Origin of the sequence: Streptacidiphilus sp. EB103A (assembly GCF_041261405.1) — a bacterium.
GTDB lineage: Bacteria > Actinomycetota > Actinomycetes > Streptomycetales > Streptomycetaceae > Streptacidiphilus.
The window spans coordinates 99,114-115,676 of sequence record NZ_JBGCAQ010000014.1 but is presented as its reverse complement, the minus strand read 5'-3'; the positions used below and the strand labels follow the sequence as shown (position 1 = coordinate 115,676).

The window sequence follows — 16,563 nt, the reverse complement described above, 5'->3', positions numbered from 1 at the left end:
CATCTATTAATCTACAGTGTATTATGACTGCTGTCAATGTTCTCCGGCCTCCGGTTCGGCTGCCGGCGTTGGTCCTCGCGCCGGGCCGGGCCGACGCAGCGGGTGTCAGGTCGCCAGGTAGCGCTCCATGGCCCCGGCGGTGGGGGTGGGCAGGTGGTCCACCCGCATGTAGCCCGCGACCGTGGCCCGCTTGAAGTAGCCGGAGGCATCGGTCACGTGCGGGGTGGGCTGCCCGTCGACGAACCGCACGGTGCCGTCGACGTTCTCCACGTTGAACACGTGCGCGCCGCCGCTGCTCCAGCGGGTGTACACGATCCCGCGCGAGCCCGGCTCGGAGAACGCGGCGGCGACCTCCTTGGAGCTGCTGTGGGTGAACGTGAACTCCGCGCCCCAGGCGGCTTCGATCACGGTGATGGAGCGGCCGTTCTGGCCCGGCTCGATCGGGCCGGCTTGGACTTGCTGGCCGCGCCGGCGCAGTTCGTGGGCCTGGCACACACTGGTGCAGTTGACGGAGTAGGCGGCCTGCCCGGGCTGGAAGTTCGGGTTGACGCGCTCCAGGTCTTGGTCGATGGCGGCGTTGGTCGCCCGGGTCTCCTTGTCGCGGTCCTGCTGGCTCTGCCGGAACCGCGCCAGCAGCCTGGCGGCGCGGTTCATGTCCGCCTTCGCGTCCAGGGCGGCCTGCGTCGCCTTCTCGTCGTCGCCCTCGATCACGGCGAGCCGGGCCCGCAGAGCCGACGTCTGGGCGCGCTCGAACGCCTCGTGGGCAGGGGAGTTCCTGGTCATCGAACCGTCCGCCAGCGCCTGGTTGACCTTCTTCGCGGCCGCGGAGCTGCGGACCGCGTACACGGCCCGGCGCAGCGCCAGGCTGCTGCCGCGGCACCGCCGTCCGCCGGCGGCTTGGGATCGGCACACGGGCACCCGCTTTCTCCCCACCGCGGTGGGGGCTGGTCGGACCTTGTTGGTTCGACCACGGTGGCTTCGCGGGCCTGTGGACAGATCCCGGGCGTGCGCGCGGCCGCGCGCACGCCCGGGACGCGCGGTCGCGCCGCGCGAGCGCGGCTCCGGTCAGGTGCGGGTGTTCGTGAGGTGCTGGCCGATGTACCCCACGACCAGCAGGCCGTGGCTGGCGCTGCGGTCCAGGAAGTGGACTCGCGGGGCGATCCCGCCGGTGTCGAGCTTGAGGTGGGCGACCATCTCGGCGCAGCCCTGCGCCTCGATCCGCTCCGGCACGGCGAACCTCCGCTCGCGCGACCACCGCTCCATGCTCTGGTCCGACTCGGCCATGGCGACCTGCTTGACCGGATAGGGCCGCAGCCCCGCTGGCGGGTTGCAGCAGAACTCGTAGAACCCGCCCCGGAACCCCTGCCCGGAGGCCACGACGTAGTCCTCCAGCGACCGCAGCGCCTGCCACGCCTTCGCCGCCCACACCCCCCGCTTGGCGTGCCCGTCCAGCCGGAGCGCCGGATCCGGGTCCAGGGGAAGCACTAGGTGGGGGAAGTCCGCCGCCCGCTCGAACAGTTCCTCGAAGGACTGCGGCGCCTGCACGGCGGTGTCCGGGGCCAACGTGTACGCCTCGCTGAGGCGGCCCTGCGCGGCCAGGGCGCGCTGCAGGGTCACCACCTGCTCCTGGAGCCGCTCGGCACGGTCCAAGGTGCCCAGATGGTCTTCCAGTTCGGCCTCCCAGCCGCTCTGCGCGGTGGCGGTGGCCTCTCCCTGCGCGGCGATGCGGCGCCGGGAGAGGTCCAACTCGCCCCGCAGCTCGGCGAAGCCGGCGTCGGCCAGCTCCAGCAGCTCGCTGAGCGTGGCGACCTCCTCGCGCAGCTGGGAGACCTCGGTGTCCTCGCGGCGGGCGATCTGCGCGGCGAGGTTCCGCACCTCGCGCATATCCGCGCTGGCCTGCGCGTCCTCGGTCGGGAACGCGACTTCGCGCAGAGCGGCCGGCCACGGCACCGCGCAGGCCAGTTCGTGGACCTGGGCGGGGACCGCCTTGTAGGCGCGGTCCTGCGGGTCGCAGAGCCGGGCGCCGGAGAGCACCCGGTGACGGCTGGCGTCCGGCGGCCAGGCCGGGTCGACGACCGGCAGAAACGTCCGCAGCGCCCCTGGGGCGACCCGGTGGGCGGCGAACACCACCCGCCGGAACGCGTCGACGGCCTCGGTGTCGGCGAGCTGGAACATTGACGCGGCACCGCAACTGGCCGCGAAGACCTCCTCCACCCGGCTCTGCCACAAGGGATCTGCGTCAAGCGGCGGAGCGGCCAGCAGCAGCGGCAGGGTGCGGGCCGGGTCGGTGAGCCAGCCCACGAGTTCATCGACCTGGTGCGCCGCGATACTCCAGGCGTTCGACGTCACCGGGCACGGCCCGTCGCGCGGGTCGAGCTCCTCGACGAGCTGGCGGATCAGACGCGGCCGCGCGGCGGGTCCAAGACCGGGACGCTGCGGAAACCGTTCGAGGTCGACGGCGACCAGGGCGGGCCGCCGGCCCTGGCCGCGGCGGGCGACCACGGTGGTGCGCCACAGGGCGTCCGGGGTGTCCTCGCGCAACTGCAGGCGCAGCGCGTCCTCCTCGCCGTCGCGCCCGAACGTGGTCGCGACCGCGATCCGGACTCCGTCGCGAAGGACGTGCAACCCGGAGACCAGTGGAGCGCACTGGTACTTGTCCTCGAGCCAGCCGGCCACCAGGCGACGGGTGTCGGGCAGCACCCGCTCCGCGCTCTGGGAAGGGCTGCGAAGGACGACACGGTGGACCAGAGGCGAGTGGGCGCGCTCGCGCTGTGCGGGCAGGACGGGGTCGGTGTGCGGATCCATGGTGAACAGGCCTTTCCGGAGGGGACGGGACGGTGCACGGGACGGCGGATCAGTGGTCGAGCGCATGGCGGGGCCCGCGGTGCGGGAGGGAGCGGCGCCGCCGGGCCCCGGAATCGGTACTGCTGGCGGCAGGTGCCGGGAATCGGTGGTGCTGGTTCACGGTGCGGCGCGCGGCCTGTGGACAGAGGCCGCGCCCAGACCCCCCAGGGGCGCGCCGGGTTGGGGCCGGGGGATGGAGACGGCGGTGCCGGCAGCGGGATCAGTGCCCGGATCGGTGATCGCCCTTGGTCGTGTCTGACCCGGCAGCGGGGCCGCGAAGCCGTCCGGGCGCCGTCCGACCGGGGCGGGGGTTGGTGTCCGGCGCCGCAATCCGGGCCGGAAGCGCAGGCACCTGGCCCTTAGCCGGGCTGGCGCCCCGTTCGGGGCAGGACGAGGACTCGGCGGGGATCGGGCGCAGTGGCGGGGCGAAGCACGCCAGCTCGACTGCGGCCGGCCAGGGGGACGCTGCGCGGTGATCCACGCCGACGCCGCAGCGCAGCGGGTAGCCGGGAGCGTTGTCAGGGAAGGAGAGGTGCGTGCCGTCCCCGGTGCGTGCGGCCGAGGATTCCTGAGCCCGCCTCGGCGTCGAGGCTTGGGCGGGCTGTGTGGTCGCGCGGGCGCGGCGGAGCCCGGCAGCCTGGAGATCAGCTGCCGGGCTCCGGTTGCGGCGGGCGAGCCGTTGCACGGTTGCCCGTCGCGCCGCTTGCCTGCGGGTCAGACCAGGAAGTCGCGCACCAGCTCGGCGAACCCGTCTTCGTCGAGGATCTGGATCTTCTTGTCTTCGTCGGTGATCTTGCTATTCAATTCGAGGGCCTTGGTCTTCTTGCTACCGGCGTTGGCCCCGGCGACCAGAAGCGTGGTCTTGCTGGAGACGCTCCCGCTGGGCTTGCCGCCCGCGCGTTCGGTCAGTTCGTTGAGCTGGTTGCGGTTCAGGCTGGCCAGCGCGTCGACCATGCCTCCCGTGATTACGACGGTCTGCCCGGCCAGCGGACCCTGGCCGCTGCCCACGGTGGTGGTCGGTTCGGTCATGTTGACCCCGGCCTTGACCAGCTTGTCGATGACCGGACCCATCTCCGCCAGGTGGGCGGCGATCTTCGGGGCGTTCGCGCCCGGCAGGACATCGACCTCGGCCAGCTCGTCAGGGGTGGCGGCCCGCACGGCGTCCATCGTCGTGAAGTGGCGGGCGATGTGCCGCGAGAGCGTCCGGCCGGTCCGCACGATCCCCAGCGCGCAGAACACCCGGTTCAGCGGCTGCTTGCGGGCCTTGTCGAGCTGGAGGAGCAGCGAGTCGGCGCGCTTGTCGCTGCCCGTCGCCTCGCTCCACTCCTCACGGGTGAGGGTGAACAGGTCCGCGATGTCGGAGACCTTGCCCGAGGAGACGAGCTTTTCCACGTAGACCTTGCCCAGGCCTTCGATGTCGAGCTGGTCGCGACCGGCCGCGTAGCGCACCGCCGCGAGCAGACCGCAGGCGGTTCCCTTCGCGCAGGTCCACCGTCCGCCACTGGTGTCCAGCGGACCCTCGCACTGCGGGCAGACGGTCGGCAGTTCGATCGGCGTCTCCTGGCCCGTGCGCAGCTCCACGATCGGCGCGTCGATCCGCGGGATGATGTCGCCCTGCTTGCGGACGATGCAGTAATCCCCGATCTTCAGCCCGGAGTCCTGGATGAACTTGGGGTTGTGCAGGGTTGCGTACTCGACCACGCTGCCGTCGACCTCGACCGGCTCCAGGCGGGCGCGCGGGGCGACGTTGCCGGTGCGCCCGACGTTCCACTCCACCGCCAGCAACTGGGTGCGGCGCTCGACGGGGGGAAGCTTGAACGCCGTGCACCAGTAGGGGTGGTGGGTGGAGGACCCGGCGGCCTGCTGCACGGACAGGCTGTTCGCCTTCACGACGATGCCGTCGATGCCGAACGGCAGGGAGGGCCGCAGCTTGGCGATCTGCGCGATGCGCTCGGTGACCTCCTCCAGGGAGGTGTACACCGCTGGCGGCACCACGGTGGCCGCAAGCGTCTGCACGCCCAGGGCGGCGATCGCGGCCATCTGCTCCAGGTGCGTGGTCACCGACGGGTCCAGCGGCACGCCGTCCAGCGGCACCACGGCGTACGAGTAGAACGTGAGTCCGACCTGGTAGGGGCGGTTCTGCGCCCTCAGGGAGCCCGCCGCAGCGTTCCGGGGGTTGGAGAACGCCTTCTCGTTGTGCTGACGCCGCAGTTCGTTCGCGGTCTCGAACTGGTCCTCGGTCATGAGCACCTCGCCGCGGATCTCCAGCGTCAGGGGCTCAGCGAGCTGGGTGGGAAGGCCCAGGATGTTCCCGATCTGGAAGGACACGTCCTCGCCGGTCGCGTGGTTGCCGCGCATCACGAGCTGCTCCAGGCGGCCCTGGCGGTACCGGCAGGCCAGCGAGGCGCCGTCGAGCTTGACCTCGGCCACGTAGCCGCCCTCCAGGCGACGCCCGGCCCGGCTCAGCACCCGGATCAGCGAGGACTCCCAGCGGGCCACGTCCTGCGCGGAGTGGGCCTTCTGGATGCTGAGCATCGGCACGGTGTGCAGAACGTCGCCGTCCGGGGCTGCTCCGCCGCCGACCTTGCCGGTCGGCGAGTTCGGGTGGACCTGGTCCGGGTGGGCCTGCTCCCACTCCTCGATCCAGCGGGCGAGCTGGTCGTAGGTGGCGTCGTCGAGGGTGGAGTCCCCGTCGCCGTAGTAGTGGGCGGATGCCTGGACGCACAGGTCGACCAGGGAGTTGTAGTCGTCGGCGGTCGTCGGGGCGCTGGGCAGGGTGGAGGTCGTCATGGGGGTGATCCTTTCGCGGGGGTGTGACAGCGGGCGGGTGCCGCACCCGGGGCGGTGCGGCACCAACAGCGGGGTCAGGGGCCAGGGGCGGGTCGGGTGGCGGTCAGGGAGCGCACCGGGATGCCCTCCAGGAGGCCGGTGAAGCGGCCCCGGGTGGCGCGGGAGACCTTCTTGACGGATGCCTCGTCCAGGAGGAGGGTGGCGAACACCTCGCCCTGGCCGCCGAGCGTGAGCGACACGACGGTGCCGCTGACCCCGGTGGCGTAGTGCGGCTGAGTCCTTCGGGCGGTGACGTGTGCGTCGACCCTGATCAGTGCGGCGTCCGCAGTCCTCAGGACGGCTTGGCGGGCGACGCTCAGCGCGATGAAGCTGTCCAGTTCGTCTGTGGTGGCGTGGTCGAGGACGAAAGCGGTTGCGTCCTGGACCGTCAGTGCGCGCATGGTGTGTCCCTCCCTACTTCCCGGCGTCGGGCGACACGGGGTACAGGCAGCCCAGCGGCATGGTCACCGCGAACTCGGTCGCCCCGGCCGGGATCTGGTGGCGCAGCTTGCGCAGGCGGGCGGTCGAGGGGGCGTCCAGCAGGACGGACGCGGTCGGCATCAGGGTCCGCTCGACGCTCAGCACGGTGCCGGTCAGGCCGCGGAAGCGCATCTCGCGGGTCTTGTCGATCCGCACGAGCTGCTTCGCGGCGATCGAGGCGATGCGGGCCAGGTCCAGCCGCTTGCGGCGCTCGTTGACGGCCGCCTCGATCCGGACGAGGTCCTCCGCGGTGGCCGAGTCGGCCAGGAAGCGCAGGACTCCGGTGAAGGTGGCGGGCTGGGGAGTGTCGTCGGGCACGGTTCTCCGTTCGGGGATGAGGCGAAGGGGCGGGGTACTGCCCGCACTTGGGCGCGGCGATGGTGGCGCGGGAGCCGCAAGGGAGGAGCCCTCGCGCCGACCGGACCGGCGCGACGTGGGGCGCGGCTGGCGTACGGCGGGCCGGGCGGCCCGGGCCAGGTGGTTCCAAGGGACCGCGGGCGAGGGCGCCACGGTCGAGGGCTGTTCAGGCCGCGGGGGCCAGCGGCGGCGGGACGCGGTGGTCGGCGACGAACGTGCGCAGCCACAGCGGGGCGCAGCGTTCGTAGTAGTCGTTTCCGGGACGGAAGACCGCGTTGTGGGCCGCTGCCGCGGGGTTCACCGTTCCGTCGCGGCGGATGCGGCGGGCCACGACGGTGACGCGGTCCAGTGCCCACGGGGCACCGTCGCGGGTGAGGTAGGTGGCGACCATGGCCTCGGGACGCAGCGGGTACTGGTAGTGGGTGATCTCGGCCGGCATGTCCTGGGCTTCGATGCCGTTCGGGTCGTGCGGGCTCAGCTTGTAGTTCAGGGAGCGGGTGCCGTTCTGAAAGCTCAGGGCGAATGTCGGGTCCAAGGGCTCTCCCGGGGGGTCGAGGGGCGGGGCGGCGGGTCCGGACGGGGCCGGTCGGCGGCTGGCCTGGGGCGGGGAACGGCCGGGGCCGGGGGCCAGGACGGCCCCCGGCCGGGCGCTACGCGGCGAGCATCAGCAGCTTGCGGGCCTTGGTCTTCATCGCCAGGGCGGCGGACCCCAGGGACGCGGTGCCGCGCGAGGCGTCGCTGCGGCGCGGCGTGTAGTGGTCCAGGTACTCGCCGACCGCGTTCCAGCCCGCCCACACGGTGCCCCGGATGTTCGCCTGGGTGTCGGCCGAGTCGAACAGGGTCCGCAGCGTGGTCGTGCGGGTCTGCCAGGTCTTGAGCTCCGTCTTGTTCGGAGCGACCGGGGGAGTCCACAGCTGGTGGACCACCTTCTCGAACTTGCCCAGCGTCAGCTTGGTGTTCAGCATCCGCTCGGCCTCGCGCACGAACGCGTCCTGATACCCGAGCAGGGACGACAGCGCCGCGTAGACCTCGCCCAGGCGCTTGTCGGCGCTGGCCAGGTGGGGAATCTTGTAGGAGCGCTGCGCCTTGGCGATCACCAGGCTCTGCATGTTGCCGCACCACTGTCGGACCGGGGAAAGGTTGACCGAGTCCTTCGCGGAGCCGTCGTTGTAGAAGTAGGCGGCGATGTTCATGTCGTGCATGTCCACGCCGCCGATGCTGACCGCCTTCGGCAGGCGCAGGGTCAGGAAGGAGCGGGCACCGCCCTTGTAGGCCCCGGCCATGTCGGGGGTCGCGCCGATCTCGCGGGCCATGAGCTCAAGCGCGTCGATGTGGCGTTCCATCGCGATGGGCCGGAACCGGTTGCCGACGGTGGCGAGGTACTCGGTCTCGCGGGTCCGCACGTTGGTGCGCACGTTGGCGAAGGTGCCGGGCATCGCGATGGTGGTGACACCGTGCTCGGTGATCTCGGTGGCGGTGACGTTGCCGATCTTGCGCACGTCCCATCCCAGGAGGTCCGCCCGGTCCAGGGCGTCGCGGACGCTGGAGGCCCCGGACACGTCGGTGCCCAGGATGGTCCAGGCGTCACGGCGATCCGCGGCGCGGTGGGCGATTCCGGTGGTGGGGATGTCCAGTACGGCAGCAGTCACAGGTGCCAACCCTTCGTCGAGCAGCGGGGGCACTCACCCCCCTTGACGCTTATAATTGTACTCTCAATGGGCCTCTTGTACAAGTTATAAGCGTCACGCTTGCTGGCGGGTGGTGCCTGAACTCCTTGCCGTGCCGGTCCCACGGGCCGGCCCTCCCCGGGGTGCGACGGGGCTTTCGCTATCCGCTCGACGCGCACGCTGCGAGGGCTGACTGCGCCCCTGCGACGCACCGGGCCAGGGCCGGCGCGCGGACGCCGGTGTCCCTGCCCCGGCGCCGCCGACCGGCGGCCTTGCGCGTGGTCCCACCGAGGCAGGGGCACGCGGCAGACGGACGCCTGAGGGCGGCACCGCGGGTGCGGTGCCGCCCTCAGGGGAGCGTGCGATCGGGACCTGGCCCGCGGGGCTGTGCCCGGGCAGGTGGCTGGCCGGTCGGCTATGCCTCGCCGGCCTCCGGGCCTGTCGGTGTCTCGGCCGGCGTCAGGATGTTGCGCCGCTCCAGCCAGGAGCGCACCGCCTCCTCGTCGTAGAGGTGGTCCACCGGTGCCGGGAACGGATCCTCGCCCTCGCGGTACCGGGACGCCAGGTAGCGCAGGTTCGGCTCGTTGAGCCCGAAGTCCCGTGCCAGCGTGGACAGCCGCTGCCGCGGCGCCGGCCCCGGGGTGGCCGTCAGCTCCAGGAGTTCGGCCACCCGCTCCGCCGTCAGCCCCAGCTTCTCCGCGACCCACTCGGCGCTCACCGTCCGGCCGGCGGCGTTCGCCACCCGGGCGCGCTCGATCACGTCCCGGTGGCCGATGCTCAGCCCGTACTGGTCCTTCACCCGGGTGCCGGGTCCCTTCGCCCGCATGTTGCGCAGCACCCACTTCTCCAGGTGCGCCTGCGAGGTCGCCCGGTGCTTGTCGGCGACGCCGGTACCCACGATGGAGGTGCCGGTGTGGGCCCGCATCCACGCCTCCAGCTGCTCTTCGGCGACCTTGGGCATCGGGTCGGTCTTGCGCAGCATCCACGAGCGCACCGCCGCCCATTCGCGGCGCGCGGTGTCGTCGACCGGCGGGAACGGGTCCGAGCCCAGGTCGGCCTCGGTCCACAGGTAGGCGCCCTTCAGGGTCACGCCGAACAGCTCGGCGAGCTTGCGAACCGAGACGCGCTCCAGGCGGACGTCCATCGACAGCGCGGCCTGGGCGCTGTCGCCCGGGCCGAAGACCTGCTCGTCGGGGAACCGGTCCTCGTACCAGGCCAGGACCGCGTCGCGGTCCCGGAAGCGCAGTTCCCCGCCGCGGGTGCTGAGTTCGGCCGCCTGCTCCTCGGTGAGGGCGGGGTCGGGGACCGCGGCGGGGAATCCGGCCTCGAGGATCCAGTTGTGCACGGCGTAGCGGGTGCGCCCGGTGGCGTCGGCGATCTGCTGCACGTCGACGAAGGCCGGCAGGTCGGCGAACGCCTGGCGGACCGCGTCCAGGGCCTTGGTCTGGGTCGGGGCGGGCCTGGTGGTGGTCGCGCCGGCCGGGCGGCCGCGGTTCTCGCCGACGGCGAACGACTGCCGGAAGTACCAGTCGCGCACGGCGTCGCGGCTGCGGTACTGGGTCTTGCCCTTGGGGACGTCGGTGTTCAGCGCGGGCGGGAACTCCAGCGACTTCTTGTTGATCCAGTTCTGGACGCTGACGGGCGCGCGGAAGGTCGCGTGGGCGATCTGCTGGCGGGTGATCTGCTCGGGGAGCTCGGCGAAGCGGGCACGGATGTTCTGCTCGGTCGGCTCCTCTGCACTGGCGGGGCTGGTCATGGAGTGACTCCAGGGTCGGGGCGGAGGCGGCAGCAGGCTGCCTTGTGTGTACATTAATAGTTGAATGTGTGGTGTCGAGTCAACGCGCGCAAGGATTCACCCCCAGGTGACCGTTCGTCCCCGGGTGGCGCACCACTGGGCCAGGTCGTGAAGCTCCCGAAGGCGGCGCTGCAGGTGCCCGGCGCTGCGGCCGCCGGTGAACACCCGCCCGCGCCAGGTCCCCTCGCTGCCGGCGTCCTCGGGGGTCAGGGCCAGCGCCATCAGGGCCCGGCCCAGGAACGCCTCGGCGTCCATTTCGCCGAAGCGGTCCGGGGCCGGCGGCGCGGCGGGCGAGCGGGCTCCCGCGGCCTCCAGCTCGCCTTCCAGGCCGAGCAATTCCAGCAACCGCTCCGCGTTCCGGTTGTGGACGTCCACCACCGGCGCCGCGTCGGGGTCCACGGCCTCGGCGCGCAACGGGTAGTCGGGGCAGATGTCGGCCAGGTCGCATCCGGGCAGTGCCGTGCGCGGCAGGAGGTTCGCGGCCTGCGCCGCGGCGTCGGCGGCCTCGAAGGTCGGGTGGTCCGGGGCCAGGGCCGTCGCCTGAGGGCAGCCGCAGGTCGCAGCGAAGGCCCGGGCGGGGACGAACTCGGCGGTGAAGACGACGGACACGGCAACTCCCATCAAAGGACGGATCGGGCGGGCCGCCCCGAGGGGCGGCCCCTTGCACGGCTTGCCGGCGGGGTTCAGACCACGGCGTTGAGCACGATGATCGCGCCGCCGATCGCCATGGCGTGGGCCGCGATGTCTACCAGGTCCGCCATGGAGCTCTGCTCGTTCTGCGCGATCCTCTTCAGTCCCAGGCCGCCTGCCAGCAGGGCCAGCCCGGCCAGCAGCTGCACCCACCACGGGACGTCGTGCAGGGACGACATGGCGCTGGCCGTGATGAGGGTCTGCGATGCGATCACGTGGGCTCCGGTTCGACAGGGGCGCCAGAGCGGCACCCATCAATAATTAATCTACATGATTTTCAACTAGTGGACAAGTTATAAGCGTCACTGCTGGCCGGTGGATGCCCCGGCGGCAGGCCGGTCGGAGGCTGCGCGGCGGTTCATGGCGGCGAAGAACTCCTCACCCTCCCAGTTGTTGCTGACGCCGGCGTCGATCATCTCCCCGAGCAGCCCGCAGAACTGGTGCGGCGTCATCGAGTTGATCCGCAGGACGAGGGCGGGGTGGGCGCGGTACCCGTCGATGTGCTTGTGCCAGGCGCACATGGCCGCGAACGCGGAGCGGAAGAGGTCCTCACGCCTGCGCTCCGTGCTGCCGCTGCGGGTGTGGGCCTCCGCGATCAGCGTCAGCACATCGCGGTGGCCGTCCAGAATCCACCTCCCGGTCTGGAAGCGGCGGGAGCGGGTGCCGATGCGCAGGTAGGAACGCATCTCGCGGGCGAAGTTCTGGCCCCTGGTGGAACGCGACGCCAGTGCCGCAGCGCGCCGCTCCCTGGCCTCGGTGTAGGCCAGGGCGTTGACCGCGTTCTGGGCGGTGGGTCCGGTGGCGGTGCTCTCGCCCCGGGCCGCGGACCAGTTGAGGTCCCGGCGCAAGTGCAGCCGGATGTCGCCGGCGGTCCAGTGGTCGGTCCCGGCCGGGCAGGCGGGGATGTCCGCTCCGGCGTAGGTGATGGTGGTGATGCGCGTTTCCCTCTCCTTGTCTCCTCGGGTGGTCGCCGGCATGCCGGGTCCAGGTGTGCCGGTGGGCGCAGGTGACGACGGGCGGCCTCCTGATGCGCCGCATCCGCATCCGCCGGCCAGCAGGGGGTCAGCTGTCCCAGGTCGCGGCCAGGGACAGGAGTTCCTCGTGGTACTCCACCCGCTCGGCCCACTGGGGCCGCCAGGCCTGCGGGCCCAGGTGCGCTCCGGCGAAGGCCCCGGCGAGGGTGGCGATGGAGTCGGAGTCGCCGCTGGTGTGCGCGGCCCGGCGCAGCACGCTGGCGGGCTGGTCGGCCAGCAGCAGGAAGCAGAGCAGGCCGCCCGCCAGGGCCTCCTCCGCGATCCAGCCCTCGCCGGTAGCCAGGCACGGATCCTCGTCGATGTCGCCGCGGTCCAGGGCCCGGTCCAGTTGCTCCAGCGACCGGAGGACCTCGTCCCAGCCGGCGGCGATGTACTGGCGGGCCGTGCGGTACCCGCCCGCCCGCCACAGCCTGTCGCCCAGCCAACTGTCCAGGTAGCGGTCCCGGTGGGCGACGGCGTAGGCGCGCAGCGCGGCCGGGAGGCAATCGGGCCGCACCCCGGCAGCGAGCAGGTGGACCGCCTGGGCGGTCAGGTCGCTGGCGGCCAGCGCGGTGGGGTGGCCGTGCGTCAGGGCCGCCTGCAGTTGCGCCGCCCCGGCGCGCTGGACGTCGTCAAGGGAGCGGTCCAGGCCCAGCGGGACGACCCGCATGTTCGCCCCGCAGCCCTTGGACAGGGCCTGGGTGGCGTCCTCGAACGGACGTCCGTCCTCCAGGAGCCGGCAGGAGGCCATGCAGGTCAGCCCGGGGGAGCGGGTGTTGTCCTCGGAGCGGTTCCAGGCGATGAACCGCCAGCGCAGTTCCTCCTCAAATATCCGCGCGCTCATGCCCCGTCGGCCCGCGGCCGCCAGGGCCTGGCCGACGGCGATGGTCATCTGGGTGTCGTCGGTGACCTCGGCCGGGTCGGGCAGGTGCAGGTACCGCCAGGCGCCGAACTGCTCGGTGATCTGGCAGCTGGTCAGGAACTCGGTGGGTGCGCCCATGGCGTCGCCCAGGGCCAGGCCCAGCAGGGCGCCGGTCGCCCGGTCGCCGCTGGTGGTGTTCGTCATCTCGGTGGTCCGTTCCGTCGGGGGAGGGTGGGGTCCGGGTGTCCGCCCGGCCGGTGGGGGAGCGCGTCGCCACCGCGGGATCCGGTCAGGGCCGGGACCGTGGGGCGGGGGCGGTGGGTCCGGCGTTGTCGTGGCCGTTCACTGACCGCGGCCCGTGGCGGGCAGCGGGTGTCCCGTGCCGGCCGGGAGGCCGGCGCCGGCGTGCTGCAGGGCTGCCAGCAGCTCGGCGGCGCACCGGTCCCGGCGATCGGCGTGCTGTTCGAGGAACCGGTCCAGTGCCTGGTGGGTGCGCGCCAGGTCCCGGGCTGCTGCGACGAGGTCCAGGACCTCGGCGGCGACCGCGGCGAAGATGGTGCTGCCCAGGCCGTCCGTGTCGCCGCCGTCCTCCGCGCCTCGGGGATGGGCCTGCTTCCAGTCGGCGACGGTGCGCAGGACCGCGCCGGCGACCGCCTCGAGCGCGTCGGCGACGTCGGGGAGCTGCCCGGGGCCGGGGGCTGTGAGTTGTGAGTGGCGTTCCAGGGTTGCCGCGGCCAGGAGGACGCCGTCGGCGGTGTGGCGGCCGGCGTCGTCGTAGACCGCGCTGTGCAAGGATCTGACGGTTTCGGCGTCCCGGGCCTGGACGGCGGCGACGAGTTCGTCCAGCATCGCGGCGGCCACGTCGGCGCGCACGGGGCCGGCCGCGAACGGTGCGACCAGGGCGCCGAAGACGGGGCGGCGAGCGGCGGCGACGCGGGGTCCGCAGGCGGTGGCGGGGTTGATCGGTGTGGCGTCGTGCACGGGGGCGGGCTCCTTGGGGACGGTTCGCATCGGGAGGGGCCGGGGCGTGGAAGCCGTGCGGGCGGCGGCCGGGCGGGGCCGCCGCCCGCACGGCTACAGGGTGGCGAGGCGGATCACTTCCTGGGCGTACTCGACCAGGGCGGTGGGATTGCGGCGGATCTCGGGACGGTCCATCCGCGAGAGCAGGTAGCGGATGTAGGTGTCGGGGTCCAGCACGGGCGGCGTGTGGGCGATGACGAACGCGTGCGGCTCGTCCTGGACGACCCAGCCGCTCGCGCGCAGCTTGTTCGCGAGGATGAGGACCTCGGCTTCGCGTACGGACCCGTCCTGCTCGCGGTGCGAGCCGCCGTCGAGCCAGTACACGGCGATGTGGGCCTGTCCGGGGTCCTGGGTCTCGCGCGGTTCCACCAGGAAGCCGCGGGCCGTCGGATTGTCGGCCGGGTCGGTGCCGCTCAGGGTGGCGGGCCGCAGGGGGTTCAGCGATATGAGGGCGGCGCGGACCAGGGGGTGGTCGGCGTGGTGCGGGAAGGAGCCCTGGGTGGTGCCGGTGTGGTGGACGATCACGCCCTCCAACGCGGTGGTCGCCGGCGCCTGGGGCGGACGGCTCTGGGCCGGTTCGACGCTGTGGCCGTGCGGGGTGAGGTCGTGGCTGTGCTGATGGGCGGACAAGGTCGCTCCAGGAGGTCGGGGACGGGAGTTGCGGGCGCAGCGGTGCAGGGCGGGCGCGGTGGCCTCTACAGCAGGGGCAGGAGCGTGTCCGCGTCGGTGTCGACGGTGTCGACGGCGGGGACGGGGGCCGGTGCGGGGTCGATGGTCAGCGGCTCGGTGGGGCTGGTGGGGGCCGGTTCGACGGGCCGGTGGTACTCGGCGACCTGGCGCAGCCAGTCAAGGTCGGTCCGCAGGGTTCCGTCGCGTCCGGTGAAGTGGTCCGCGCCCTGGATCTTGCCGATGGTGCCGTCACGGCGCAGCATGAGGCCGGCCAGCGAGGCCCGCTGGACGGCCCACCGGCCCTGCTCCGGCGCGTAGATGAGTCGCAGGCGGTCGACCTTGAGGCTCTTGCCCCGGTGGGTGGATCCCACGATCTCCACGACGGGGCCGTCCTCTACGGTCAGGCTGATGCTGCGGCGGGTCTCCCAGGAGGCGGCGGGAGCGGCTTCGATCTTCATGGGGGGTCCTGTCTGTTGGGGTGGGATCGGCTGCGCTTGGTGTGGCCTACAGGTCGCCGGGGGCGTCCGGGTGGACGGGGCAGGGGCCGAAGGTGCCTACCGGGCCGGCGGGGTGGACGTGCAGGACGCCGGAGTGGCTGCAGGCGGTGGCCGGGTCATCGGCGCAGCTCACGACGCAGGTGCACTCCTGGGCGTCCTGCAGGGCGGTGCGCCGTGCGGCCTGGCTGCGCTGTCCGTCGGCTCCGGCCTCCAGGGCGGCGCGCAGGATGTCCGGGACGTTGTCGTTTACCAGCTTCTGGACCCATTCGGCTCGCAGGTGGCCGGGCTGGTAGCGGACCCAGCGCGGCTGCTCGCCCAGGAGGCCGTCCTTGCGGCGGGTGCGGCCGTTGAGGGTCACCGTCACGGCGAGGGCGCCGTGACGGTCGGGGGCGTAGATGATCTCGGCCTGGTTGGGGGCGAGCATGACGCTGGGGCGGTGCTCGACCTCGGGTGCGTTCTCGAGGTCGAGCTGAAGGGTGGCGCCGGTGAGCGTGGCGGTCGTCGTCATCGTGGTGTCCTTCGGTGGTGATGGCGTGTCGGGGCACGGGCGGTCGGTCGCGGACCGGGCCGCGATGGGTCCGGCGGCGCACAGTCGCCCGGTGAAGAGCGCGGAGGGTTCGTGGAAGCCGGTGCCGCCGGCGAGCTCGACTCGAGCAGGGCGATGCGCTCCACGTACTGGATGATCACGGCGCTGTCGAGGAGCAGTTGAAGGCGAAGCGCGCGGAACCGGGCGTCGTTGGGCGTGACGGCGAAGGTGTGGCCGCAGCCCATGGGTCCCTCGCCGTTCCGGCGGTGCGGTGCTGGCGGGGCCGCAGGGTCAGGGAGCGGTCAGGACGTAGATGAAGGTCTTGCGGCCGGTGGCGGTGCGGGTGCGCAGGAACACCCGGCCCGAAATGCGGTGGAAGGAGGCGGTGGCGTCCGGGTCCTTGAGCTCCCGGGCCAGCAGCCGGCGCACCTGGGCCACCGGCATCACCAGTTCGTCCAGGTCCAGCGCGCTGGTGCCGGGCAGCTCGCGGGGGAGGAGTCCGGCCTCGTAGGCCAGCGCGAACGGAGCGGGCCTCAGGACGATCTCGTCCACCTCGCGTGCGCTCAGCGCGGCACCGGGCAGCGTCGCGCCGACCGCGGGTATGCGGGGCAGGAACATCACCCCCGGTCCCTGGTCGTCGGGGGTGCCGTCCAGGTGACGGGACCCAGTGGCGAGAGCCGCCCGCGCGTCGCTGTCGGCGAACGGGGACCCGATGTCGATGACCTGGGCCCAGCGTCCGTCCACCTGGCGGTGCCAGGTGGTGTTGCTGGGCAGGTGGCGCACCTTGTCGCCGGTGAAGAACCGCATCGGCTGCGGCAGGGCGGCATTGCTCACGGTCGTGGTCACGGCGGGTCCACCTCTGCTCGGTTCGACAGGTTCAAGTATTAAGGTACATGTGTTTCATGTCTTTGACAAGTTATAAGTGTCACTCGGGACATGCGGAAGCCTCACCACGACACCGTGACCAGGTACGCGCCGTGCGGCAGGACTCCGCGCCAGGCCAAGTCGCTGAGCAGCATCCGCACCGGCGGCGCCGCCCCCTGACCGGCGGCCCAGGCCGCCACCCGCCGCGACCACGACGGCTCCGGCCCTGGCTGCTCTACCAGCTGCGCCCCGTCGTCCTCGTAGGGGCGGTCCCAGGCCCGGTGGCTGACATGGGCCCGGACCAGGTGCTCGGACCCGTTGACCGACTCGAGGTCGGCGGTCAGGTCGTAGGGCAGGCCGTACCGCTCGGCGATGAATGCCTCGAGATCGCGGTGCTCGACGATGTAGACCACCTCGGGCGTGTACTTCAGGGCTTGCATCCGTCCTCCT

18 protein-coding genes are annotated in these 16,563 nt (G+C 72.4%); all 18 read right to left on the bottom strand.

The annotated features are described in order from the left end of the window. Positions 1-105: 105 nt before the first annotated feature. A complete protein-coding gene (locus ABH941_RS23420; protein ID WP_370131401.1) occupies positions 106-912 on the bottom strand; it encodes a toxin glutamine deamidase domain-containing protein in 807 nt (268 codons plus the stop codon). Between the two features lie 153 nt (positions 913-1,065). Then, positions 1,066-2,805: a hypothetical protein gene (locus ABH941_RS23415; protein ID WP_370131400.1), complete on the bottom strand. Its 1,740-nt coding sequence runs from the start codon at positions 2,803-2,805 to the stop codon at positions 1,066-1,068. Between the two features lie 753 nt (positions 2,806-3,558). Continuing rightward, on the bottom strand, positions 3,559-5,634 hold the full coding sequence (gene ligA, locus ABH941_RS23410; protein ID WP_370131399.1) for an NAD-dependent DNA ligase LigA: 2,076 nt from the start codon (positions 5,632-5,634) through the stop codon (positions 3,559-3,561). Positions 5,635-5,708: 74 nt separating this feature from the next. Next, positions 5,709-6,074 carry a hypothetical protein gene (locus tag ABH941_RS23405; RefSeq protein WP_370131398.1) on the bottom strand — a complete coding sequence of 122 codons (366 nt, stop codon included), beginning with the start codon at positions 6,072-6,074 and terminating at the stop codon, positions 5,709-5,711. A gap of 13 nt (positions 6,075-6,087) precedes the next feature. Next, positions 6,088-6,471 (bottom strand): hypothetical protein, encoded by a 384-nt coding sequence (locus ABH941_RS23400; protein WP_370131397.1) that lies wholly within the window; start codon positions 6,469-6,471, stop codon positions 6,088-6,090. A 205-nt stretch (positions 6,472-6,676) separates the two neighbouring features. After that, positions 6,677-7,045 carry a hypothetical protein gene (locus ABH941_RS23395; RefSeq protein WP_370131396.1) on the bottom strand — a complete coding sequence of 123 codons (369 nt, stop codon included), beginning with the start codon at positions 7,043-7,045 and terminating at the stop codon, positions 6,677-6,679. A gap of 115 nt (positions 7,046-7,160) precedes the next feature. Beyond that, a complete protein-coding gene (locus tag ABH941_RS23390; protein WP_370131395.1) occupies positions 7,161-8,159 on the bottom strand; it encodes a DUF932 domain-containing protein in 999 nt (332 codons plus the stop codon). Between the two features lie 433 nt (positions 8,160-8,592). Then, complete coding sequence (locus tag ABH941_RS23385; protein ID WP_370131394.1) at positions 8,593-9,933, bottom strand: hypothetical protein; 1,341 nt, start codon at positions 9,931-9,933, stop codon at positions 8,593-8,595. 96 nt (positions 9,934-10,029) lie between these two features. Beyond that, a complete protein-coding gene (locus ABH941_RS23380; protein ID WP_370131393.1) occupies positions 10,030-10,581 on the bottom strand; it encodes a hypothetical protein in 552 nt (183 codons plus the stop codon). A 74-nt stretch (positions 10,582-10,655) separates the two neighbouring features. Next, positions 10,656-10,877 carry a hypothetical protein gene (locus ABH941_RS23375; RefSeq protein WP_370131392.1) on the bottom strand — a complete coding sequence of 74 codons (222 nt, stop codon included), beginning with the start codon at positions 10,875-10,877 and terminating at the stop codon, positions 10,656-10,658. Positions 10,878-10,964: 87 nt separating this feature from the next. Then, positions 10,965-11,639 carry a hypothetical protein gene (locus ABH941_RS23370; RefSeq protein WP_370131391.1) on the bottom strand — a complete coding sequence of 225 codons (675 nt, stop codon included), beginning with the start codon at positions 11,637-11,639 and terminating at the stop codon, positions 10,965-10,967. An 85-nt stretch (positions 11,640-11,724) separates the two neighbouring features. Next, entirely contained in the window at positions 11,725-12,741 is a 1,017-nt protein-coding gene (locus tag ABH941_RS23365; RefSeq protein WP_370131390.1) for an ADP-ribosylglycohydrolase family protein, read from the bottom strand. Positions 12,742-12,879: 138 nt separating this feature from the next. Continuing rightward, positions 12,880-13,518 (bottom strand): hypothetical protein, encoded by a 639-nt coding sequence (locus ABH941_RS23360; protein ID WP_370131389.1) that lies wholly within the window; start codon positions 13,516-13,518, stop codon positions 12,880-12,882. A 93-nt stretch (positions 13,519-13,611) separates the two neighbouring features. Then, complete coding sequence (locus tag ABH941_RS23355; RefSeq protein WP_370131388.1) at positions 13,612-14,187, bottom strand: hypothetical protein; 576 nt, start codon at positions 14,185-14,187, stop codon at positions 13,612-13,614. 65 nt (positions 14,188-14,252) lie between these two features. Next, positions 14,253-14,684, bottom strand: a complete 432-nt coding sequence (locus ABH941_RS23350; protein WP_370131387.1) for a hypothetical protein — start codon at positions 14,682-14,684, stop codon at positions 14,253-14,255. Positions 14,685-14,730: 46 nt separating this feature from the next. After that, positions 14,731-15,231 carry a hypothetical protein gene (locus ABH941_RS23345; protein WP_370131386.1) on the bottom strand — a complete coding sequence of 167 codons (501 nt, stop codon included), beginning with the start codon at positions 15,229-15,231 and terminating at the stop codon, positions 14,731-14,733. Positions 15,232-15,540: 309 nt separating this feature from the next. After that, entirely contained in the window at positions 15,541-16,095 is a 555-nt protein-coding gene (locus ABH941_RS23340) for a hypothetical protein (RefSeq protein WP_370131385.1), read from the bottom strand. A gap of 101 nt (positions 16,096-16,196) precedes the next feature. Beyond that, positions 16,197-16,553 (bottom strand): hypothetical protein, encoded by a 357-nt coding sequence (locus ABH941_RS23335; RefSeq protein ID WP_370131384.1) that lies wholly within the window; start codon positions 16,551-16,553, stop codon positions 16,197-16,199. Between the last annotated feature and the right edge of the window lie 10 nt (positions 16,554-16,563).

Bases quoted from the DNA above. Each gene is read 5' to 3' on its own strand.
- ABH941_RS23415 (WP_370131400.1), bottom strand. From the start codon at position 2,805: ATGGATCCGCACACCGACCCCGTCCTGCCCGCACAGCGCGAGCGCGCC.
- ligA (WP_370131399.1), bottom strand. From the start codon at position 5,634: ATGACGACCTCCACCCTGCCCAGCGCCCCGACGACCGCCGACGACTAC.
- ABH941_RS23405 (WP_370131398.1), bottom strand. From the start codon at position 6,074: ATGCGCGCACTGACGGTCCAGGACGCAACCGCTTTCGTCCTCGACCAC.
- ABH941_RS23385 (WP_370131394.1), bottom strand. From the start codon at position 9,933: ATGACCAGCCCCGCCAGTGCAGAGGAGCCGACCGAGCAGAACATCCGT.
- ABH941_RS23370 (WP_370131391.1), bottom strand. From the start codon at position 11,639: ATGCCGGCGACCACCCGAGGAGACAAGGAGAGGGAAACGCGCATCACC.
- ABH941_RS23365 (WP_370131390.1), bottom strand. From the start codon at position 12,741: ATGACGAACACCACCAGCGGCGACCGGGCGACCGGCGCCCTGCTGGGC.
- ABH941_RS23350 (WP_370131387.1), bottom strand. From the start codon at position 14,684: ATGAAGATCGAAGCCGCTCCCGCCGCCTCCTGGGAGACCCGCCGCAGC.
- ABH941_RS23345 (WP_370131386.1), bottom strand. From the start codon at position 15,231: ATGACGACGACCGCCACGCTCACCGGCGCCACCCTTCAGCTCGACCTC.
- ABH941_RS23335 (WP_370131384.1), bottom strand. From the start codon at position 16,553: ATGCAAGCCCTGAAGTACACGCCCGAGGTGGTCTACATCGTCGAGCAC.